The following is a 22126-nucleotide window of genomic DNA, read 5'->3' as shown; positions in this document are numbered from 1 at the left end:
CTTGATCGCGCGGGTCAGTCTGGTTTTGTGAATTGGCTCAAAGCGCAGGCTGCAATGCGATAGCCGCTTTATGCTAAAATAAGGCTGATCTTGAATTCCTGAGTCTGTCGATGTCTGAAGCCGAAATTACGCCAAGCCTGCAATTGAATACCCGTGGATTACGCTGCCCTGAGCCAGTGATGATGTTGCATCAAGCCATCCGTAAGTCTAAAGCTGGTGATGTAGTTGAAGTTTTTGCTACGGATAATTCAACCTCTTGGGATATTCCAAAATTCTGTATGCATTTAGGACATGAACTGCTGCTCCAAGAAGAACGTCTGGATGAAAATGGCAATAAAGAGTTCCACTATCTGGTGAAAAAAGGCGGTTAAAAGATTTTTTGGGCAGATGAGTGATTTATTTGCCCATATTTTTGAAAGATTAAAATTAAAAGAAAGCGGCTTTGTTGCACAAAGATTTCATAACTATATGATTTTAAAAGTTTTGATTATTTTTTGATCCAAAATTAAATTTATTTAAATCAGATGCTTACATATTTATGCAACAAAGCCATTCAATAGTAAAAAAATTTAATGATGCATACTTCATAATCTTATAAATATAAAAAAAGCCTCTAAAGTAATTAATTATTTTAGAGGCTTATGCAAGCTAATTAAGCATTACATATTCGGGTAGTTCGGACCACCGCCACCTTCCGGTGTTACCCAGGTGATATTCTGAGATGGATCTTTGATGTCACAGGTCTTGCAGTGTACACAGTTCGCTGCATTGATCTGGAAACGTTTCGAACCATCATCATTTTCCATGATTTCATACACACCCGCCGGGCAGTAGCGCTGAGCAGGCTCATCCCATTTTGGTAGGTTCACATCTACAGGAATCGAAGCATCAGTTAACTTTAAGTGCGCTGGCTGGTTTTCTTCATGGACTGTATTCGATACAAATACAGAAGACAGACGGTCAAACGTCAGCTTGCCATCCGGTTTTGGATAGTTCGGCTTGAAGTTCACGGCATCAACTGTTTTCAGGGTTTTAAAGTCTGGCACTAAATCATGGAGCGTGAATGGCACTTTAAAGACATTCTGGTCGATGAAGTTAAATGCACCACCCATCCATTGACCGAACTTGTGCATTGCTGGGCCAAAGTTACGTGCGCTGTACAGCTCTTCTTTCAGCCAGCTATTGTTGAACTTGTCTGTATAAGATGTGAGTTCTTTCACGAAGAAGTCTTCACCCTCGGTCACACGTGCAATCGCCAGATCACCGCCTTTTTCTACACCGGCAGCAATCGCTTCAAATACCGCTTCACCGCAGAGCATGCCAGATTTCATTGCAGTATGTGAGCCTTTGATTTTGGCAAAGTTCAGGAAGCCCGCATCATCACCGATTAAAGAACCACCCGGGAAGGTGAATTTCGGCAGAGAGTTGAAACCACCTTTGGTTACGGCACGTGCACCATAAGAAATACGTTTACCGCCTTCCAGATACTGTTTGATCAGTGGATGGGTTTTCCAGCGCTGCATTTCCATGAATGGATACATATGTGGATTTTCATAAGAAAGGTCCACGATCATGCCTAGGGTTACCTGATTGTTTTCAGCGTGGTATAACCACCAGCCACCTGAAGAACCAGTTTCAGACAATGGCCAGCCGGCACCATGCATCACCAGGCCTGGTTTATGCTTGGCAGGATCAATTTCCCAGAGTTCTTTAATGCCGATACCGTAGTGCTGCGGATCAGCATCTTTGTCCAGGTTGAATTTCTGGATCAGACGTTTACCTAAATGACCGCGACAGCCTTCTGCAAAGATGGTGTATTTGGCATGCAGCTCATAACCTGGTGCAAAATTATGCGTCGGTTCGCCATCTTTGCCAATCCCCATGTCACCGGTTTGGATACCTTTGACCGTGCCATCTTCATGATACAGAATTTCTGAAGCAGCAAAGCCCGGGAAGATCGATACTTCCAGCTCTTCAGCTTTCTGGCCTAACCAGCGCACCACATTACCGAGTGAGATAACATAATTGCCATCATTGTGCATGGTTTTTGGCACCATCCAGTGCGGTGCTTCTTGTGATTTTTCATCTGAAAGAAGGAAGAAAGTTTTATCTTCTGTCACAGGAACATTTAAAGGCGCACCTTCTTCTTTCCAGTTCGGGAATAGTTCGTTCATGGCACGTGGTTCAAGCACAGCACCCGAAAGAATATGTGCACCGACTTCGGAGCCTTTTTCTACGACACAAACGGACAGATCATTTAAATTGTTTTCAATTGCAAGTTGACGGATCTTGATTGCAGCAGACAGGCCGGCAGGACCCGCACCTACGATCACAACGTCAAACTCCATCGATTCACGTTCGATGTGTTCCATGTAGGACTCCTCATATTTCTATTCGGTGGCAACCATAATCGGATGATTGGGTGCTGCCATGAGTGTTCTGAATTCCTAGACACAAAAATAGTAGTGTCTTTAAGCATCTGGGCTAGTATAGTTTTAAACCCAGGTTAAGCCAATTGGCTGAAACATATTATTTTTCCGTCATTAAGGTCTTCTTTATATGAATAAGTCAGCACCCGAGAAAAATCCGACGAAAAAAGTAGCTTCTAGCGATGATAAAAATTTAATGGATATCGCACAATACTTAAAAGATGCACAGGGCAGTCACAAAAGGTCAATCCCGCCTTTGGAGCAATGGCATCCAAAGCATTGTGGGGCAATGGATCTCAAGGTTTTGGCCAATGGAGAATGGTGGCACGAAGGTCAATTGATCAAGCGTCAGCCGATGATAGAGCTGTTTTCAACGGTACTCTGGAAAGAAGAGGGAAAATTCTACCTAAAGACGCCAGTTGAAATGATTGAAATCGAGGTCGAAGATGAACCTCTGTTTGTGAATCAGGTGGATCAGGTCGAGATTGAAGGCAAGACTTACCTGCAACTGACCACAACAACTCAGGACCTCATTATTGTAGATAGCGAACATCCTATCTTTATGCGTCAGTATCAGGATGAATTGCGCCCTTATGTGCATGTCCGTTTTGGAATCAATGCGCTGATTCAGCGGGCTGCTTTTCTACATCTGGTGGAGATGGGCGAGCTTGGTGAAAATGCTGCTGGAGAGACGGTTTTAAGCTTGAAAAGTGGTGATTTAGACTTGCATTTAAGCACCTGAGGTTTAAGCTTTGTCGCAAGGTCATTTGAAACAAGCAACTAGCAACGTTATGAGCGCTATCCAACCGATTTATCCCTTAGTAAATCCCATGCCTAAAGCCAGTGCTGATGCACCTATCGGGATTTTTGATTCTGGTGTGGGAGGGCTATCGGTTGCTTTGGAAATTGCCCGGTATTTGCCCAATGAACGCTTTGTCTATTATGCCGACACGGCTTACGTACCTTATGGACCGCGTAAAGATCAGGAAATCCGTGACCTGACTGCGCGAGCGATTGAATGGCTGTATCGTGAAGGCTGTAAAGTTGCAGTGGTCGCCTGTAATACCGCTTCTGCATTTAGCCTGGATTATTTACGTGAGCATTACGGTGAAAACTTTCCGATCATTGGACTGGTGCCAGCGCTCAAACCTGCAGTCCTCAATACTCAATCCAAAACGGTGGCCGTCCTGGCCACACCTGCAACCTTTCGTGGCCAGCTGATTAAGGATGTCATGACCCGTTTTGCCGAGCCGGCACAGGTCAAAGTGATTCCGGTGACCTGTCTGGATCTGGTGCCTTTTGTAGAAGCCGGTCAGCAGATGAGTCCTGAGTGTCTGGCGACATTAACTCAGATTTTACAACCGGTTGTTGATCAGGGTGCTGATTATTTAGTGCTAGGATGTACACATTACCCCTTCCTAAAATCGTCAATTCAGTATATTTTTGGTCAAAAGCTGACATTAATTGACTCAGGATTCGCGGTTGCGAGACAAACGGCCCGAATTTTGATCAAAAATGGGTTATTATTTGAACATGAGTGCAAGGACAGTCTAAAAATCCGACTTGTGGTTAGTGGTCAAAATGCTGAACAGCTCCAGCCGATTTTAGGGCATCTGATTCCAGCCGATATTAAATGGCAGGTCAGTAATATGGAGACAGAAGTCAGCTAGGCGACCATCACTCATCTTATAATTTTCAAAGATATATTTTTATACTGGGGTCGTCATATTGTGTCAGGGCAGGGTTTAGCCGGCCAGATCAATGTGCAGTAAAAGAGGATAATCAATGCTCGATAAACGTTATCAGGTGTTTATCTCCACCTCTGGTGCAGAAATGCAGCCAGAGCGGATCATCTTGTCACAGACTTTGGTCGGCATGGGTTTCTTTTCCTGGGGGCTGGAACAACGCACTCCTTTAAATACTGCATTTGCGCGTCGCCAGATTGATGACTGTGATTATGTGGTGATTCTGCTGGGCAGCCAGTATGGCGAGCAGTCGGTTTCCGGTGTGGGTTATATGCACCTGGAATACATTTACGCTGTGACCAAGCAGAAACCGATTATTGTGTTTATGCATGAAGATCCGGCCTCACGTGATTCTTCATTGCACGATACCAAACCTGAATTACAGGAAAAATTTAAAGAATTTCGTCAGTTATTGCAGCAGGAAGCTGATCAGGTCTTTTGCTATCGCACCCTGCGCGATCTGGAAATGGCGGTGCGTTTGAACATGCCGCAAATGCTGGAACGTTATCCGGTAAGTGGCTGGGTACGTCCGCAGAATACTCAAGCCTTGCATGACGAGATTGACCAGCTCAAAGCCAAAGTGGCCCAACTGGAACGAGATGGCGGTACGCGTGAAGTAGACCCTTTCCTGAGCTTACCGAAAGTGTCTATGCATGAAGTTTTCTCTTTCGAATACCGTATGCATGCTTATCAGGATGGTAACTTTAAAGAGCTGAAAGTTCAGAAGAGACTGACCTGGGCACAATTGCTGGCTATTCTTGGCTCTACCTTCATTAATCCAACGCCGGAGGAATTTTTCTCCAAGCGTATGAATGAGTATTTGAATGAAACCGGTCTGGAAGATGCACGAGCGGAAATGCCGCGTGCACATGCTGTAGCCCGTGCCCAGATTAATATCCGTGCCCTACATAGCCTGAAATTGCAAATGCGCCAGAACGACTGGATTGTACCGTCGGGCCGTGATGACCGCCAGCGTCTGCTTTGGCAGATTACGCCTAAGGCACAGAAACTGCTGGACAGTAACTTGCTGGATAAAGATCGTACTTTTCAATATAAGTCAGTGTATTAATCCATATAGAGAATAAGTAAAAAGCTGTTAAAGTAAGCGGGTTGATACCACGACGGGCGTACTGCATGTTTTCTACAGCTAAACCGAAAGTTACGATTATATTGGCAAATTTAGGCACACCTGATGCACCGACTGTGCCGGCAGTACGCGATTTCCTGAAGCAGTTTTTATCTGATCAGCGTGTCATTGAAATTCCCAAGCCGATCTGGCAACTTATTCTGCGTTTATTTATTTTACCGTTCCGTCCCAAGCGGGTTTCCCAGGCTTATGCACAGGTCTGGGGTGAGGATTCACCCATGCGTGAGATTCTGCTGCAGCAGGTAAGTCAAGTAAAGGCCAAGCTCATTGAACAATATCCGCAATTTGAACTGAATGTGGTGCCTGCCATGACCTATGGCAATCCCAATATTCAGGCTGTCCTTGATCAGATTTCGGCTCAACCCCAAGATCACATTATTCTGTTTCCATTATTTCCCCAGTATTCAGCGACCTCTACCGCGCCTCTGTATGATGCAGTCGCAAAATGGGTGCTGAAACAGCGCAATTTACCTGGTTTGTCGATTATCCGCGATTATTATCAACACCCTTTATTTATTCAGTCACTGGCGCAAAGTGTTCGGGATTATCAGGCGATTCATGGGCAGCCGGAAAAACTGTTGATGTCATTTCATGGTATTCCACAGCCCTATGCCGATAAAGGTGATCCCTATGCAGATCGTTGCCGAATCACAGGCAAATTGGTTGCAGAAGCTTTAGGTCTATCTGAAGATCAATATGCAATTAGTTTCCAGTCCCGGTTTGGTAAACAGGAGTGGGTTAAGCCTTATACGGATGCCTTAATTGAAGAGTGGGGCAAACAAGGCGTGAAATCAATTCAGGTGATGAGTCCGGCTTTTTCGGCTGACTGTCTGGAAACGCTAGAAGAGTTGGCCATGGAAAATGGGGAGACCTTCAAGGCCAATGGCGGGGAAAGCTACAGTTATATTCCGGCTTTGAATAATCGTGAGGATCATGTGCAATTGCTCAATACGCTGTTACAGGCTAATCTTGAGGCATTGAGCCAGACGCTTGCCCATTAATCTTTTGAGGTTTCTTATCCTATGTTACAAGTCAAAATTGTTCCTGTGACTGCATTTCAGCAAAACTGCTCGATTCTTTGGGATAGTGACAGTAAAGAGGCTGTTTTGATTGATGCAGGGGGCGAACCTGAAAAATTAAAAGCGGAAGTAGAAGCACTGGGCTTAACAGTCAAGGCTTTATGGCTGACTCATGGTCATCTCGATCATGCTGGAGCAGTTGGTGCTTTAAAAAACGTTTGGGATGTGCCGGTGATTGGTCCGCATAAGGACGATGCATTCTGGCTGGATATGATTCAGGAAGTCTCTGCCCGTTACGGTTTTCCGATTCCGGAAAAAGTAGAAGTCACGCAATGGCTGGAAGGTGGAGAGGTTCTCAAACTGGGTGATGAAGAGTTTGAAGTACGTTTTGCTCCGGGTCATACCCCAGGTCATGTGATGTTCTATAACAGGAACCATGCTTTGTTATGGACAGGGGATGTGCTGTTTAAAGGCTCAATTGGACGGACAGACTTTCCGCGTGGCGATCATCAGCAGCTACTCGATTCAATCCAGCGCGAATGTTTTAGTCTGCCGGATGAAACTCGGTTTATTTCAGGACATGGTCCGATCAGCAATATTGGTTTTGAAAAGCAGCATAACCCTTTCGTTGCGGGAAAAGCGGGTTAAAGTAGGTAAAAAGATCAGCCTAGCTGGTCTTTTTATTTGCTAAAAGGATTATTCAAAGACTGGCGGGTTTGTGCATAGATCAGCCAGGTCATAATGGCAAGCAGAACTCCAACGACAATAAATAAGCCATCCTGTTGAAAAATGCCTATTCCTAATGACAATATCGCAAGTATTCCTACCCCAATTAAAATGATCTTTAGAATAATGTAGCCCATATTCTTGCTCTAAAATAATGTGATATTTCTGCGTAAGAACATAGTATTAAACTGGCATATGTGCTGTTAACTTGTGTTGGTTTTCTACAGGCCTTTTATAAAAATCATGTGATTATTTAGGATATGCTTAAGGCGATAGGATATTTTAAAAGGTTCAGTCTTCTTCAGAAGATTCAGCCGCTGGAGCATCTTGGGTCGGCAATTTATATTCCTCACTGGCCCAAGCGCCTAGATCAAGCATTTTGCAGCGCTCCGAGCAGAAAGGACGAAATTCATTATTTTCCCAAGTGGTCAGTTTGCCACAGCGTGGACATTTTAAAGTGGTCGACATCAGCGCACTCCCTAGAAAAATAAAGCTTCGATTAGGCAAATATAACTGCACTTGTTAGACTTATACAGTTTTTATTAGTTTGATCTGATTATGTCGATTCGTCAATTTCAAGCACAGCGTATGCATGCGCCTCGTGATTTCCAAAGTATCAGTTCTGAACCGGTTTGTGTGGAAATCGGTGCGGGCAAAGGTAAACATGCTTTGCTCTTTACCCAGACCAATCCGAACAGCAAGCTGATTGCGATCGAGCGAACTCGAGAAAAATTTTTAGCCATGCAAAAACAGCATGCGCTGGAAGGACAACCGAATTTACAAACGGTTCATGCCGATGCCTTGCCGTGGATTGTGCATGCTCTCTATCCAGCGCAAGTCGAACAGTTTTTTATTTTATATCCGAACCCTGAGCCGCATAACCCGGCACAGCGCTGGCTGAATATGCCATTTTTTGAGTTTTTATTATCGCGTTTAAAAACTGGTGGCACGATTACTTTAGCCAGCAATATTCCTGAATATATTGAGGAAGCAGAACAGCAGGTTCAAAACTTGTGGAAGCTGCCTTTTGTTAAAGAAATCATTGGCCAAGACTCGGCAAGAACTCATTTTGAAATTAAATATCTAGAGCGTGGTGAGTTGTGCCAGCAATTGATTATTAGTAAACCGGAAGGCTATACAACACGTTTTGATGAGTTTCAGCCGCTACAAGGGCAGAATGTGAGTTCAGCGGAATAAGCCATGACGAAGCGCGTTGCAATTGTAGGTGCTGGCCCGGCAGGCTTGATGGCTGCAGAAGTTCTGAGCCAGTCTGATTATGAAGTACATGTTTTTGAACAGAAGCCTTCGGCTGCCCGTAAATTTCTGATGGCTGGGAAAACCGGTCTAAATATTTCCCATGCCGAGCCAGTCGAACAGTTTGTGCAACGTTATGATCAAGTGGACTGGTTAGAGCCTTGGATCAAACGCTGGGATGCCATATGGATTCAAAACTGGATGAGAGATCTTGGCATTGAACCTTATATCGGTTCCTCAGGTCGGGTCTTTCCTACAGAAATGAAAGCCGCTCCACTATTGCGTGTCTGGTTAAAACGCTTAACTGAGCAAGGGGTGCAATTTCATTATCGCCATCAAATTCTAGATCTGGAAAATCATCAACTACAGATTCATGATTTAAAAAATGATTGCGCATTCACAGAAAACTTTGATGCGATTGTTTTGGCCTGCGGTGCAGTGTCATGGTCAAAACTCGGCAGTGATGGGAAATGGCAAGCATGGCTTGATTGCAGCGAGATTGAACCTTTCCAAGCCAGTAATGCGGGTGTGGAATATCCATGGTCCAAGTTTATGCAGCCGATCTTTGGCCAGCCCTTAAAACGGGTCGAAGCTTGGGGTGAGGGTGGCGACAAGACTAAGGGTGATATTGTGATCAGTCACTATGGTCTGGAAAGTGGTCTGATCTATAAACAGGGTCGGGGACTGCGTCAACAGCTGAAACAGGGCCAGCCGATGCAGCTGAATCTGGATCTTTTTCCGGATCAAACCGTAGAACAATTAGCTAAAAAATTACAGCCAAGTAAAAAGCAATCTTTAAATAATATCTGGCGGAAAGCAGGTCTGGATGGTGCAAAAGCTGCTCTGGTGCGTGAACTGGTACCAAAACCGCTTTGGCAAAATGCTCCTGAATTAGCACAGCAGATTAAGCAATTGAAAATTCCTTTAACCGGTTTCCGTCCTATACAGGAAGCGATTAGCTGTGCAGGTGGCGTTAAACGCGAGGTTCTGTCAGAGCAGCTTCAGCTTAAATCCAATCCACATGTGTTCTTATGTGGTGAAATGCTGGACTGGGATGCGCCTACGGGTGGTTATTTGCTGACAGCCTGTTTTGCCACTGGACGTGCAGCCGCAGAAGGGGTGCAGCACTATTTAGCTCAAGCTCAATAATACGCATTCTTCAGAAAGTGAAAGTTAAATCTCAGGACTGCATATAAAATTTCAGGAAGCATCTGCTTCCTGAAATGTATTATTTATTGTGCTGGGGCTTTATTTGCAGTGATCATCTCTGGATATTGCGAACGCCAGCGTTCCAGTTGCTCTTGGGCATGTAGATATTTGCCCAGACCTTTTACATTTTCACTGGCTTCATTTACGGTAGTGGCCTGAGATTTCGGACTATTCACCAATTTTTCCTGATGTTCCCAGTATTGATACATCAAACCCTGAATATAACGGCCCTGTTCAGTTTTCAGCTCCAGATCTTTGAGCATATTTAGCGAAGACTGGACATGATCACGTTGACGTTGCTGGACAAATTCCGGAGTCAGATTGTCATCATTGCGCATGCCATTGAGTTCAGCTTCCAGATCCGCGCTCATTTCCTGGAAACGTTCTTCATAGTCATTTAAGGCAGCGATATCATGTGAATCATCTTCTGTTTTAGGGAAGTTTTTCACGGGTCCAGTTTTCAATTCCTGCATGATTTCCTCTGATGCAGAGTCTTCCGTTGCCTGCTGTTCTACAGATTGTGAACTTTTCTGGTCACAGGCCATCAAAAACATGGCGGCAGTGAAAAGTGCAGTTCGTGACATCAATTGAATCGTGTGCATGATTGAATCCTGTTCCTAATTATTTTTCTTGAATACATAAACATAGGTGATATAAGGGAAATTAATCATATCTTCTGCACCCTTGTCCGTATAGTTTTTGATAATTTGTTCGAATTGCTGCTTGAGCTGCTGTTGCTGTTCTTTTGGTAGTGCGGCAATAAAGCTGGTCGACAATAAGCGTTTGGAAACCACCTGTTCGACAGGGCCATGCTGTAGCTGGCGCATTTGCGTTTCAGCATAAGGCTGAAAGAGATTCTGTTCTTCAAATACCTCACGCCAGGCACCACTATGATAGCGTGGCGTATCACCTTCCAGTGGTGCAATGCAATCTGCCAGGGCTTTGACCCAGTCGACTGTAATATCTCGTTGGTTCCAGACCAGTACCAGAAAGCCTTGAGGTTTAAGTACCCGATCCAGCTCCTTTAAGGTCTCAAGATTGGAAAACCAGTGAAATGACTGTGCACAAAACACGGCATTCACGCTATGATCGGGCAGGGGAAGCTGGTGGCTCATCCCTTCGAGGATATGAATATCCGGATGTGCCAGTTTTAACTGGGCCAGCATCTCAGGAACAGGATCAATAGCGGTGATGTGGCTGCTGAGTGGGCGCAAATAGGGAATAAATTTACCTGTTCCTGTTCCCAAATCGACAAGATCTGCATCTACAGGCAATGACAGTGTCTCGGCAAGCCATGGGCTAAGATCTGCCGGATAGTCAGGGCGTACCTGCTGATAAAGCTCAGCCGCTGCACTAAACCCCTGTTGAGCTGCAGGATGCAGTGATTGTGTCATATTTTGCGCTTTTTAATCTTTTTCATCGATATAAAATAGCATATTCACTTTTTCGGCCCTATTCATTGAGTGAATTGTTGCCGAAAAGTTAGATTCACCAGCACGGGAAAGTTATGGATAAGCAGATTGTTTTTGAAGATGAGCATATACGCACAATTTTTATGCCGGGGTCATCTTCAGAATTGATTTTTTCATTTGGAGATTTGATTACCCGTGCCAAGGGCTTGAGCATCAATGCCGAAAAATCATTAGCGAAATTTGAATTTAATGTTTTGGGAATCATGCCCAAACATAAATCCTGGTTTCCAAAAAGTTCCATGTGGAACATGTTGCAAGCCATTGCCGAGCTGATTGCGCCGTTTCAGCAGCGCATTGCCTATGGTGGATCCATGGGCGGTTATGCGGCGATTAAATATTCCAATCTTCTGAATGTTCAGCGAGTGGTCGCGATGGTGCCGCAATATTCGATTGATCCGGAAGATGTCGAAGATGCCCGCTACAACATGTTTTACCAGCCTGAGCTGAATGAAGGCATGCGGATTGAGGCAGAAGATGTCAGTCCGGAACGGGAATATATTCTGGTTTATGATCCGTATTGCACCGAAGACCGGGCACATTACCTGAAACTGGAAGCCGTACTTCCGCAGCATCATGTACTGCATCTGCCATTTACCGGCCATGATGCCATCGCTGTTCTGGCCAGCTCCGAGCTGCTGTATGACTTTTTATTGCATGAATATGATGAAAGTTATTTCTACCAGAAAATGCGTCGGGTCAAGAAAAACAGCAAGTTCTATTATCGCAAGGTGATTGAGAATATCTTGCCGCGCCATCGTTTTGCTTTAGGGCGTATCCTGAAAAATAATGATCTGCTGCTGGATACCCAATTTTTTGATGCGGCGCAAAAACAGGTGATTTTGCGTGAATTGCTGAGTAATAAACAGGTGGATCAGCAGGATCTGCTCAAGCTTGGGATTCACGTTAATTTGCCGCAGGAAAAGCGTCAGTTATTGCTGGATGCCTATGGACATGCACTGGTCTTTAACGTCATCAGCAACAAGATCGAAAGCTATACCGGTGATGCGATTGCACTGAACCATAAATTCCTGATTCCAATTTATGCCAAAGGTAATGGCTTGCTGACCATCAATCTGAATGATGAACGCTATCTGGTGGTAATGAATGACCGGCATATCATGAAACTGGTCAAGGAACAGGACGAATTAAATGTAGGCATGCATCCGATTATCATGAAACGCTATGCTGATTTTTATATGTTCAGCTATAAGCATCTGAATTTGCATACAGATGAATACGGCGCTTCCGGTTTCGTTGACGCAAGTGACAAAAATACACAGTTTGTGACACGAAGTGAAATGAACTAACCAAAAAATTTATCTAAAAAACAAATACTTGACTTATGTTCGCTAAGGCCTAATATGGTCTTAGGCGGTATGAAAAATAGTCACACCGCTCCCGGTTGTTTATATGACAAGGGAGTAAATATATGCAATCCATACGCGTTTCAAGTATTTGTTTTATTCTTGGACTGATGCTGCCTAATTTTGCACACGCAGAAAGTGTGCATCCTGCAGTGATCTTGCTCAGTTCTTCTCTTATTTTTCTGATCTTTCTCAGTGTATATGTGATTTATAAGGTGCGTCGTTCTCTGCGTAACCATATTGATAAGTCTGTAGATTAACCACTTCTGACAGTAAGTTGCTTGAAAACCCTGCAGGACTTGTTTTAAATGACAATCAAAATAAATTGTCAAACAAAAGGTTGAGGGTAGCGCTATGAAAGCCGCTTATTTAGATTATGCTTCTTTAGACCAACAGGATTTGGACTTTCAGGCACTTCATGCAGTATTTGATCAGCTGGCCTTATACCCGGCCACATCGGCTGCAGAGATTCAGTTTCGTGTGGCCGATGTCGATGTCATCATTACCAATAAAGTCATGATTGACGCGGCAACTATCCAGCAATGCCCTCAACTGAAACTGATCCTGATTTCTGCCACAGGCACCAATAATGTCGATCTGGCTGCGGCCAAGGCACGTGGTATTGTGGTGTGTAACTGTCAGGCTTATGGCACCTCTGCCGTCGCTCAACATACCCTGATGCTGATGCTCAATCTGGCCACTTCATTTTTAACCTATCAGCGTGCAGTACAGCAGGGTGAATGGCAAAAAGCCAGCCAGTTCTGTCTATTGGGTGCACCTATTGTGGAGCTGGCAGGCAAGACCTTAGGTATTGTTGGTTATGGTGAGCTGGGTCATGCAGTTGCCAGACTGGCAGAAGCCTTTGGTATGAAAGTACTGATTGCAGCTTTGCCCAACCGTCCGGCAGATGACTCACGTATTCCATTTGCCGATTTATTGCCACAAGTGGATTTTTTAAGCTTGCATTGCCCTTTAACGGAAGATACCCGTCATTTAATCAGTCATGCCGAATTGGACGCGATGAAACCAAGTGCATTTTTAATTAACTGTGCACGTGGCGGAATCGTCGATGAACAGGCATTGGCTCAGGCCTTACGCGAAGGCAAAATTGCCGGTGCTGCGACGGATGTGCTTACTGTTGAGCCACCGAAAGAAGGCAATGTATTGCTCGATGCCTCAATTCCCAACCTGATTGTCACACCGCACAATGCCTGGGGCAGCGTTGATGCCCGTCAATGCATTGTGGATCAGATGGTAGAAAATGTAGCAGCCTTTAGACAAGGCCAGCCCATCCGTCAGGTAAATTGAAAAATTATCGAATAAAAACAAAATGCTGATCAAATTCGATCAGCATTTTTTTCGGTTTTTTGGCGTGATGTATTTATCCAACAGTTTTAAAAATTCACTCTGAACCAGTGCAGACTGGGGATTAAAGATAATTTCCTGATAGACACGCTTAAATTCGGGTACCCGTTCATCGGGACGCTTGTCATAAGATGTTCGATAATGGGTTTCAAACATATAAATCAGATGATTCTGCGAGAAATAAGCAGTTCGATAGCTATAAATGTCATCTCCCTGAGTCCCGATTCTTAATTTACACATATCCTTGATCCGATACAGGTCGGCATTATTGCCAGAGGCGGGTCTAAATTCAGCTTCATCGAGGTTTTGAATATGCTGGATTTTTTCGCCTTCGGTTTTATGGTTATAAGGATTCGCACTAGACAGGCTCGGGATGGAGGATAATTCATCATCAATCGCAGCAATTGAGGTCACGGTTTCACCTGAAACCAGTAAAGTGATGTATAGAATGGCTACGCCACACAGAATGCCGGCGATAAAGCTGAGGAGAATTTTTTTCATTTTTATTATCTTCTCATGATTTTATTTGAGCTCAGTCTAAAGAAAGACTCAACTATCTTCAATGCTTAAAAGAAAAAGCCCGTAATGGGCTTTTTTTAATGCGATGATTTAGAGATCATCTACTGCATAACTGGTCGCTGTACCGGAACTTGACTGGGGCTGTGATACCGATGAATTTTGAGTTGCGGTAGATGGCTGACTCAAAGGCTGCTGCACGATCGGTGCCTGTTGTGAATTGCCGCGCCAGACTTCTCGGGTCTGCTGAATTTTCTGACCCGTTTGCTGTGCTGCCTGAGTCGCACCTTCATCTACTTTCTGTATGGTATCTGATGCCGCAGACTTGGTATTGCCCCAGGCACGGTCTACACCCGGTTTGATTTTGGCAATGCCTTTTTCAGTGACTTCACCTACTTTTTCAGCGGTATTGATAACACCTTCCTGTGCTTTATAGGCAAACACATGCAGCAGGTTCGGATTTTCACCATAAGGTGCAATCGGTTTAGTGGTCTGAGTGGTTTCAGTCTGTGCAAATACAGGTGCGCAGAACATTAAAGCTGTCGTTAAAATAATTGGGGTTTTGATATTCATTATGGATCGACCTCGAATTCGTCAAAGAGCGGTCTGAGTTTGGTTTTCAGTGTAACGGATAATCAGCCAAAAACAATGAATAAGCTGTGAAGAGAGTATAGGTTCAGCGTAGTTTGATGCGAGGATTTTATAATTTTTAAGAGGAAGAAAGAGCAGATCAAATCAGAAGAAAGATTAAATTTCTATTCATTAAAATAAATAGCCCCATTTTCATCATAAAAACAGGGCAATTTATTTAGTCACATTGAGTCAGGGCATCTTTAGCAAAATGATTGCGCAGGGTCACAAAGTTCTTTTGTACCGCCGCATCATGCAGGTCAAATTTTTGTGCGGTGCTGGTTCCGTCGCGCTGGAAAGTTGCTGAGCCGGCATCAATCAGGGTCATGCCTTTAAATGACCATTGTTCAACTGAACGGTTATTGCCGATGTCGCCAGTAAATTCAATCACGCATTTGTCGAGGAATTTGGTCAGTTTCGCCTTATTGTTGGTAGTTTCTGGAATAACTTCTAGATTTTTTACTTCCTGTAATACACCCAGTTCCAGTTGTGGAATGGTGGGTTGAGATGTACATGCTGTAAGTGCGATACCCGCAAGAGTCGTCATAATGAGTGTTTGAAATTTCATGCGCTTCTTTCTTGTTGAGTGTTGTTGAGATGAGTATAGGGAATTGTATGAAATTTCGCTACTTGGATATTAAATCAAACATACAGAACAGCCGAACCGATCTCTACTTCTATAATAAGCTCCCTTATAATTTAAAAGGATAAGTAAGTATTGACGCATCAGATCATTAACATCTTTTAAATCTTCATATGCATGTTGACTATAATCTTCATGACCAATAGTGAATAAAATTCCTTCGTGAATAATTTTATTTCTTTTCTTTAAAATATCTTTGATTTCATTTCGATTAATTCCAATATCTTCGAACATTCTTTTGGTCATTTCTGTAGAGCCACACTTTCCAAATATTTTATGTCGATATATTGGTTCTTCATTTTTTCTAGGAATTTTCTTATAGTGCTGATAATCTGCTGGTTGTGAGAACTGATCAGGATATTGAGGATGTGAGTAATTGGTATCTTGCATTTTTTTTCGAAACCATTAGTTATTGCGAATGTATGCTTTAAATTTTCTATCGCAACATAATGCGAAATTAATGAAATCTCTTGGACTAATGATGAACGATTGGCTTCACATAAATAACTAATTACAACTGAAAGCTGTCGAGTATTTTTGATTTTGATGAAAGTTGGATAAACTTGTTCGATAAAATTACGAATACTTTTACCTTTGTCCTCAATGATATTGCTTCTTGAAGAAATATAAAATCCTGCACAGTTTATGCAATGTTGCTTATCTGCTATTTGATATCCTCTGCGAATGACATAGGATTGTTGAGCAAAAGATAGTAATTGGCAGATATCATCTACGATTTCCAAAATATGATCGACTTCATGTTCGGCCACATTCTTTACAGTTACAGTAGTCGTGTTAATGCTTTGATTATAATAATCAGTTTGTTTTAAACGAATGTCGTGCTGTTTAAATTCAAAAGTATAACCGCCACATTTAATAAAAGTAGTATCTAATACGCTTCGTCCATTTACTGAATCAGAGCATTCTTCTCCCACCATGAATAAATTAATGAGAAATATTTCTAGTTTTTGCATCGTATTTATATATAGAAAAACCCCACTAATTTATAGCGGGGTTTTATATACTTTACAACTAATTAAGGCTTAGTGCTGAAGCACTGAAATATCTGCAACTTTAGTGAACAGGTCACGTAGCTGAGCAAGCAGACGTAAACGGTTTGCTTTTAGTTCAGCATCATCCGCCATCACCATTACGCCGTCAAAGAACGCATCGACTGGCGCACGCAGGGCTGCCAATGCAGACAACGCAGCAGTGTAATCTTTAGAAGCGAATAACGGCTCAACCACTGGTGTGATTTTCGCAAGTTCAGCGAATAATGCTTTCTCAGCATCTTCCACCAGATTTGCTTCAACCACAGCACCTTCAGGCGCAGCTTCTTTAGCCAGAATATTCGCCACACGCTTGTTCGCAGCAGCCAGTGCAGCAGCTTCAGGCAATGCACGGAAGTGATTTACCGCATTTACACGCTTGTCAAAATCAAGCGGAGATTTTGGTGACAACGCTTGAACAGCCTGGATCACGTCAACATCAACGCCTTGGTCTTCGTATTTCGCACGGTAACGACCTTCCAGGAATGCAACCGCATCCGCCAAAGTCTTGTCGTGGTCTTTCAAGACATCGCCATAAGCAGTCAATGCCAGCTTGATCAGGTCTTCGATAGATACATCAAGTTCGTTTTCAGTCACCAGACGCAGAATACCAATGGCAGAACGACGTAGCGCAAACGGGTCTTTAGAACCTGTAGGTGCCTGACCAATACCGAAAATACCAGTTAAAGTATCTAGACGATCCGCAAGCGCAATCGTTGTACCAGTTTTAGTCTTAGGTAGAACATCACCCGCGAACTTAGGTAAGTATTGTTCACCTAAAGATTCAGCCACTTCATCATTTTCACCTTCAAGACGTGCGTAGTAAGTACCCGCGATCCCTTGAAGTTCTGGGAATTCACCCACCAGCTCTGAAGTTAAGTCGCATTTTGCAAGCAGGGCAGCTTTTTCAGCATCTTCAGCTTTGGCACCCGTAATCGGAGCAAGTGCTACAGCCAGTTTGGCAATACGTTCAGATTTGTTCCACAAAGTACCCAGTTGTGCCTGGAATACCATGTTTGCCAGTTTCTCTTTACGAGAAGCCAGTGGCTGTTTCTGGTCTTGCAGGAAGAAGAATTCTGCATCTGACAGACGCGGACGAACCACTTTCTCGTTACCTTCAATAATTTGAGTCGGATCTTTAGACTCAATATTTGAAACGGTAATGAAGTAAGGCTGTAATTTGTTTTCAGCATTTACCAAGCAGAAGTACTTCTGGTTGTCCTGCATAGTCGTGATCAATGCTTCTTGAGGAACGGCAAGGAAGCGTTCTTCGAAGCTGGCACGTAATGCAACCGGCCACTCAACCAGTGCAGTGACTTCGTCACGCAGATCAGCAGGAACAATGGCAATCGCATTCACTTCATCAGCCAGTGCTTTGACTTGCTGGTCGATGATCGCCTGACGTTCTTCAAAAGAAGCAATTACTTTCGCAGCGCGAAGGGCATCCAGATAAACATCTGCATTGGCTAGGATAATCGCTTCAGGCGCATGGAAACGGTGACCATAAGTCACGTTGCCTGCTTTGTGATCCTGAATGGTTGCATCAATCACATTGCTATCTTTTAACAACACCACCCATTTCACCGGACGAACAAATTCAGTACGGCTAGCAGCAGAACGCATACGTTTTGCGATTGGCAATTGATCCAGAGCATGTTGCAGAATTTGTGGCAGTAAAACGTCCAGACTTTGGCCTTTCACGTCTTTCAGGTAGCAGACTTTTTCAACTTTACCGGCCTGGAAAGTAGAAACCTGATCAACCGTAATGCCTTGACCGCGCATAAAGCCTTCAAGCGCTTTGGTCGGTTTGCCTTCAGCATCATAAGCCGCTTGAACAGCAGGGCCGTCAAAACGTTTTTGCGTATCGGCCTGAGCTGCATCAACATTTACGATTTTAAGTGCCAGACGACGTGGCGCGGCATAAGCTTCGATTGCGTCGAAAGCCAGACCCGCATCTTTTAAGCCTTTTTCAGTTTCAGCTTTTAAAGCGTCACGTAATTTTTTCAGGCTTTTTGGTGGAAGTTCTTCACAGCCAAGTTCAAATAAAACTGTATGTTTAGACATTATTTGTTCTCCGCTGATTTTTCTGCTTGAGCCGCTTCTGCTTCTACTTGAGCTTTAAGCTGAGCCAGGACTTCGTCACGTAGGTGAGGTTCTGCCATTGGGAAACCAAGTTTCGCACGTGCAGCCACATAGCTGGTCGCAATTGAACGTGCCAGAGTACGCACACGCAGGATATAACGCTGACGTTCAGTCACGGAAATCGCGCCACGCGCATCCAGCAGGTTAAAGCTGTGTGATGCTTTAATTACTTGCTCATAAGCTGGCAGTGGCAGTTCAGCTTCGATTAAACGCGTTGCTTCAGCTTCGTAGAAATCGAACAGTTCGAACATTTTTTCTACTGGTGCATATTCGAAGTTATAAGTCGATTGTTCTACTTCGTTTTGATGGAACACATCGCCATAAGTCACAGTACCAAACTGACCTTTGGTCCAAACCAGATCGTAAACTGAGTCTACACCTTGTAGGTACATCGCCAGACGTTCAAGACCGTAAGTGATTTCGCCAGTAACTGGGTAGCATTCAACACCACCAACTTGCTGGAAGTAAGTGAACTGAGTCACTTCCATACCGTTTAGCCAAACTTCCCAACCTAAGCCCCAAGCGCCCAGTGTTGGAGATTCCCAGTTATCTTCCACGAAACGAATGTCATGAACGAGAGGATCAATACCGATTGCTTTTAAAGAATCCAGGTAAAGCTGCTGGATATTGTCCGGGTTTGGCTTAAGCACAACCTGGAACTGGTAATAATGTTGCAGACGGTTCGGGTTCTCACCATAACGGCCATCTTTCGGACGGCGTGATGGCTGAACATAAGCAGCATTCCAGGTTTCAGGACCTAGCGCACGAAGGAAAGTTGCAGTGTGGAATGTCCCTGCACCCATTTCCATGTCGTAAGGCTGTAACACGACGCAGCCTTGCTCCGCCCAGTAGTTTTGTAAGGCAAGAATTAAGCCTTGGAAGGTATCAATATGCGATATGGCGCGACTCATGGTCATCCACTTAAAATTAGAGAAAAATTGTGCTTGATTATAAGGATTTTACAGGGGAGTGGCAAAGGGTTAATACGCTGAAAATATTTTGGAAAAAATTAAAATAGTCTTTATTCATGCCAGATTTTGCGCGGCTTTGCTGCAATTTTATGCTGGATTAGCAAGGGGATGAGATCTAAAAATCAGGAATAAATCAGATGTATAGCATCCTGTTCACTGAAACGCGATAAAGTTAAACTGATCTCATACGATTGCGGTCTTAGAATTAGTTTAATCTTCACACAATATAATAATGCCTAATAATAAGGAACTTCATGACCACTTACCAAATTCAGTGCCATTTAAAATACAAGATTGTGCAACCTACCGAATTTATTTTTATGGTTCAGGTCGCCCATCATCCCGATCAAAATATTTTAGAAGAACAGCTCACCATAAATATGCCGGTCAAGTGGCATGAATTTCGGGATGCTCAGCATCAAAACCGCCATATCCGGTTGCAACTCGAACCTTGTAAAGCATTTGAACTGAATTATAGCGCGACAGTTACCCGTCAGCCGAGCATTCCGAATGATCTGAGGCAAAACTTGAGTGAAGTCAAAATTCCAGACCTGCCGGATGAAGTCCTACCTTATTTGCTGGCCAGTCGCTATTGCAATTCAGATTTATTACTAGAAATGGCAAAACGTTCATTTGGCTGGATGACGCCCGGCTATACGCGTGTAAAAGCCATTGAACAGTGGATTTATAACAATATTTCTTATGTCTCTGGCTGTTCTGACCAGTTTACGACTGCGACAGATGTGCTGGTCCACCGGGCGGGGGTATGCCGTGACTTTGCCCATTTAGGCATTGCGCTGTGCCGTGCTTTGGGCATTCCGGCACGCATGGTGGTCGGTTATGTGGAAATTGAAAAGTTTTTACCTGATTTTCATGCCATTTTTGAAGCCTATCTGGAAGGAAGATGGATGCAGTTTGATCCGACCCGTTTAGCTCCGGTCGACGAGCTGATTCGCATTGGCACCGGGGTAGATGCCGGAGATGTGGCTTTCTCAACCTATTATGGACAGGTCGAGCTGCTCAAAATCGAACCTCTGATTAAACTGGAATGCGATAGTCGCGTTGAGACTAAAATCACCTGACATGAATTATCTTATTGAAAATCCTCTATAGAGATTGAACAGTAAAATAGGACTAGATGGATGACTGTCGCCTGGAGAGAGACTTGGCTTTTTAAACAGCATCCATTTAAGTTTGATTAAAAGATATAAAATGAATACATCTTTAAAGCGACTAGTTTTATAATGCGCAAAATCTGTAAACATTAAAATCAGGCGCGCCGTGTTCCATTCCAATCTCGACTGGCTCAATACCTTAAAACCAAATTTTAAAGTTCTTCCACTCAAAGACCGTTTACTCTGCGGTATTGGGGCACTACTGGGTCTCACGGTATCGTCATTACTGAGTTTATGGATTCTGGGTGATTTTGAAGCCTGGTATATCGCGCCGATGGGGGCCTCGTCTGTGCTGCTGTTTGCAGTTCCGGCCAGTCCTTTGGCACAGCCCTGGAATATTCTGGTAGGTAATACTATTGCGGCTGTAGTCGGTGTAACCTGCGCCTTGTTTATTGCCAGTCCAACTGAAGCTTTTAGTCTGGCGGTGGCCTTGGCCATTATCCTGATGATGACCACAGATTCCCTACATCCACCCAGTGGTGCTGTGGCCATTACCGCGGTACTCGGCGGCAATGCGGTCCATGAACTCGGCTATGCTTTCGTTTTCTATCCGGTGCTGCTAAATTCAATTTTATTGATGGTGATTGCGATTGTCTTTAACCGAATGATTGGCAAGCGTTATCCGCAGCAGGCGCAATTAAATACCCGTTCCAAAGATCCGACCCCGACCCAGAAAGTCACCATCCAGCCACAGGATATTCAGGAAGTACTGGATCAGCAAACCGAGCTGCTGGACATCAGTGAATATGACCTGCAAAAGATTATTCTAGAAGCGCAGGACCGAGCCAATGCCCGTGCGGTCAACCAGTTCACCTGTCAGGACATTATGACCAAAGATGTGGTGACCCTGAATGCCAATGATGACATTCAGCATGCACTGGATAAATTTAAAGAGATGAATCTGATGAGCCTGCCAGTGGTTAATGCGGAAGGTAAGCTGGTAGGAACGCTGGCCATGTATCAGGTGGTAGAATGGTTTAAACGTGCTGCAGATGTGCGCAGCAGCTGGGAACATCAGGTCAAACATATTATGACCCGTAAAGTGGTCACTGTGCAGCCATTGCAGCCGATTCAGGATCTGGTGCCCTATTTTGTGGAGCGTTCCTTTAACTATATTCCGGTAGTGAGCGAGCAGCGTCTGGTCGGAATTATTAGCCGCGCAGATATTATCGCTGCCCTAAATCAGGAACTGAACCATTTTAAAATGAGAGCTTAAAACTGTTTGGGATTGTCCTAAAAAAAGCACCCTCGGGTGCTTTTTTATTTGGAA

Annotated in this window: 25 protein-coding genes; 13 read left to right on the top strand and 12 right to left on the bottom strand. The window is 44.0% G+C overall.

Translation table 11 applies throughout. The features are described 5' to 3' along the window. Positions 1-110 precede the first annotated feature (110 nt). Positions 111-371: a sulfurtransferase TusA gene (tusA, locus tag AC4MCC_RS12970; protein WP_004781744.1), complete on the top strand. Its 261-nt coding sequence runs from the start codon at positions 111-113 to the stop codon at positions 369-371. A 288-nt stretch (positions 372-659) separates the two neighbouring features. Here the strand turns inward: tusA and AC4MCC_RS12965 are convergent, their stop codons facing one another. Further along, positions 660-2372: an electron transfer flavoprotein-ubiquinone oxidoreductase gene (locus AC4MCC_RS12965; RefSeq protein WP_005232462.1), complete on the bottom strand. Its 1713-nt coding sequence runs from the start codon at positions 2370-2372 to the stop codon at positions 660-662. A gap of 187 nt (positions 2373-2559) precedes the next feature. Here AC4MCC_RS12965 and AC4MCC_RS12960 point away from each other — a divergent pair, with 187 nt between their 5' ends. From AC4MCC_RS12960 to AC4MCC_RS12940, 5 genes are all read left to right on the top strand, one after another. Next, a complete protein-coding gene (locus AC4MCC_RS12960; protein ID WP_419363800.1) occupies positions 2560-3171 on the top strand; it encodes a DUF1285 domain-containing protein in 612 nt (203 codons plus the stop codon). A 49-nt stretch (positions 3172-3220) separates the two neighbouring features. After that, on the top strand, positions 3221-4099 hold the full coding sequence (murI, locus tag AC4MCC_RS12955) for a glutamate racemase (protein ID WP_419363798.1): 879 nt from the start codon (positions 3221-3223) through the stop codon (positions 4097-4099). 115 nt (positions 4100-4214) lie between these two features. Beyond that, positions 4215-5243, top strand: a complete 1029-nt coding sequence (locus tag AC4MCC_RS12950; protein ID WP_312156452.1) for a DUF4062 domain-containing protein — start codon at positions 4215-4217, stop codon at positions 5241-5243. Between the two features lie 65 nt (positions 5244-5308). After that, the gene (gene hemH, locus AC4MCC_RS12945) at positions 5309-6322 is read left to right on the top strand and encodes a ferrochelatase (protein ID WP_491885411.1); all 1014 of its coding nucleotides are present in this window, start codon (positions 5309-5311) and stop codon (positions 6320-6322) included. Positions 6323-6343: 21 nt separating this feature from the next. Next, positions 6344-6988, top strand: coding sequence for an MBL fold metallo-hydrolase (locus AC4MCC_RS12940; protein WP_491885410.1), 645 nt, complete (start codon positions 6344-6346; stop codon positions 6986-6988). A 32-nt stretch (positions 6989-7020) separates the two neighbouring features. Here the strand turns inward: AC4MCC_RS12940 and AC4MCC_RS12935 are convergent, their stop codons facing one another. Beyond that, on the bottom strand, positions 7021-7149 hold the full coding sequence (locus tag AC4MCC_RS12935) for a hypothetical protein (protein WP_312535453.1): 129 nt from the start codon (positions 7147-7149) through the stop codon (positions 7021-7023). Positions 7150-7357: 208 nt separating this feature from the next. Continuing rightward, on the bottom strand, positions 7358-7534 hold the full coding sequence (locus tag AC4MCC_RS12930) for a DNA gyrase inhibitor YacG (RefSeq protein ID WP_419363792.1): 177 nt from the start codon (positions 7532-7534) through the stop codon (positions 7358-7360). A gap of 84 nt (positions 7535-7618) precedes the next feature. Between AC4MCC_RS12930 and AC4MCC_RS12925 the strand changes: the two genes are divergently transcribed. Further along, complete coding sequence (locus tag AC4MCC_RS12925; protein ID WP_419363882.1) at positions 7619-8263, top strand: class I SAM-dependent methyltransferase; 645 nt, start codon at positions 7619-7621, stop codon at positions 8261-8263. Between the two features lie 3 nt (positions 8264-8266). Beyond that, positions 8267-9469 (top strand): TIGR03862 family flavoprotein, encoded by a 1203-nt coding sequence (locus AC4MCC_RS12920; protein WP_491885409.1) that lies wholly within the window; start codon positions 8267-8269, stop codon positions 9467-9469. 83 nt (positions 9470-9552) lie between these two features. Here the strand turns inward: AC4MCC_RS12920 and AC4MCC_RS12915 are convergent, their stop codons facing one another. Both AC4MCC_RS12915 and AC4MCC_RS12910 read right to left on the bottom strand, forming a co-directional pair. Next, a complete protein-coding gene (locus tag AC4MCC_RS12915; RefSeq protein ID WP_491885408.1) occupies positions 9553-10131 on the bottom strand; it encodes a hypothetical protein in 579 nt (192 codons plus the stop codon). 15 nt (positions 10132-10146) lie between these two features. Beyond that, a complete protein-coding gene (locus AC4MCC_RS12910) occupies positions 10147-10923 on the bottom strand; it encodes a class I SAM-dependent methyltransferase (RefSeq protein ID WP_491876235.1) in 777 nt (258 codons plus the stop codon). Between the two features lie 113 nt (positions 10924-11036). Here AC4MCC_RS12910 and AC4MCC_RS12905 point away from each other — a divergent pair, with 113 nt between their 5' ends. The 3 genes from AC4MCC_RS12905 to AC4MCC_RS12895 all read left to right on the top strand — a co-directional run bounded on the left by AC4MCC_RS12905 (position 11037) and on the right by AC4MCC_RS12895 (position 13673). Then, complete coding sequence (locus tag AC4MCC_RS12905; protein ID WP_491876234.1) at positions 11037-12308, top strand: hypothetical protein; 1272 nt, start codon at positions 11037-11039, stop codon at positions 12306-12308. Between the two features lie 122 nt (positions 12309-12430). Continuing rightward, the gene (locus AC4MCC_RS12900) at positions 12431-12625 is read left to right on the top strand and encodes a hypothetical protein (RefSeq protein ID WP_004781776.1); all 195 of its coding nucleotides are present in this window, start codon (positions 12431-12433) and stop codon (positions 12623-12625) included. Between the two features lie 94 nt (positions 12626-12719). Beyond that, entirely contained in the window at positions 12720-13673 is a 954-nt protein-coding gene (locus AC4MCC_RS12895; protein ID WP_491885407.1) for a 2-hydroxyacid dehydrogenase, read from the top strand. A gap of 39 nt (positions 13674-13712) precedes the next feature. On the opposite strand, the gene AC4MCC_RS12890 is transcribed toward AC4MCC_RS12895, so the two are convergent. The 7 genes from AC4MCC_RS12890 to glyQ all read right to left on the bottom strand — a co-directional run bounded on the left by AC4MCC_RS12890 (position 13713) and on the right by glyQ (position 19621). Continuing rightward, positions 13713-14231 (bottom strand): hypothetical protein, encoded by a 519-nt coding sequence (locus tag AC4MCC_RS12890; RefSeq protein ID WP_491885406.1) that lies wholly within the window; start codon positions 14229-14231, stop codon positions 13713-13715. Positions 14232-14339: 108 nt separating this feature from the next. After that, on the bottom strand, positions 14340-14819 hold the full coding sequence (locus tag AC4MCC_RS12885) for a hypothetical protein (protein WP_180018241.1): 480 nt from the start codon (positions 14817-14819) through the stop codon (positions 14340-14342). Between the two features lie 235 nt (positions 14820-15054). Next, positions 15055-15444 (bottom strand): hypothetical protein, encoded by a 390-nt coding sequence (locus AC4MCC_RS12880; protein ID WP_159123919.1) that lies wholly within the window; start codon positions 15442-15444, stop codon positions 15055-15057. Positions 15445-15513: 69 nt separating this feature from the next. Beyond that, on the bottom strand, positions 15514-15753 hold the full coding sequence (locus tag AC4MCC_RS12875) for a hypothetical protein (RefSeq protein ID WP_491885405.1): 240 nt from the start codon (positions 15751-15753) through the stop codon (positions 15514-15516). Between the two features lie 8 nt (positions 15754-15761). Next, positions 15762-16493, bottom strand: coding sequence for a hypothetical protein (locus AC4MCC_RS12870; RefSeq protein WP_491885404.1), 732 nt, complete (start codon positions 16491-16493; stop codon positions 15762-15764). A 69-nt stretch (positions 16494-16562) separates the two neighbouring features. Further along, positions 16563-18632 (bottom strand): glycine--tRNA ligase subunit beta, encoded by a 2070-nt coding sequence (glyS, locus tag AC4MCC_RS12865; RefSeq protein WP_491885403.1) that lies wholly within the window; start codon positions 18630-18632, stop codon positions 16563-16565. Continuing rightward, the gene (glyQ, locus tag AC4MCC_RS12860; protein WP_005232423.1) at positions 18632-19621 is read right to left on the bottom strand and encodes a glycine--tRNA ligase subunit alpha; all 990 of its coding nucleotides are present in this window, start codon (positions 19619-19621) and stop codon (positions 18632-18634) included. Before glyQ ends, glyS begins: the two co-directional genes overlap by 1 nt. A gap of 314 nt (positions 19622-19935) precedes the next feature. On the opposite strand from glyQ, the gene AC4MCC_RS12855 reads away from it, so the two are divergent. Both AC4MCC_RS12855 and AC4MCC_RS12850 read left to right on the top strand, forming a co-directional pair. Next, positions 19936-20763, top strand: a complete 828-nt coding sequence (locus tag AC4MCC_RS12855) for a transglutaminase-like domain-containing protein (protein WP_491885402.1) — start codon at positions 19936-19938, stop codon at positions 20761-20763. 199 nt (positions 20764-20962) lie between these two features. Beyond that, positions 20963-22072, top strand: a complete 1110-nt coding sequence (locus AC4MCC_RS12850) for an HPP family protein (protein WP_491876228.1) — start codon at positions 20963-20965, stop codon at positions 22070-22072. Positions 22073-22126 lie beyond the last annotated feature (54 nt).

The organism is Acinetobacter sp. CAU_H_56, from assembly GCF_058599425.1.
The sequence above is the reverse complement of the archived record's forward strand: the minus strand, read 5'-3'. Positions and strand labels throughout refer to the sequence as shown.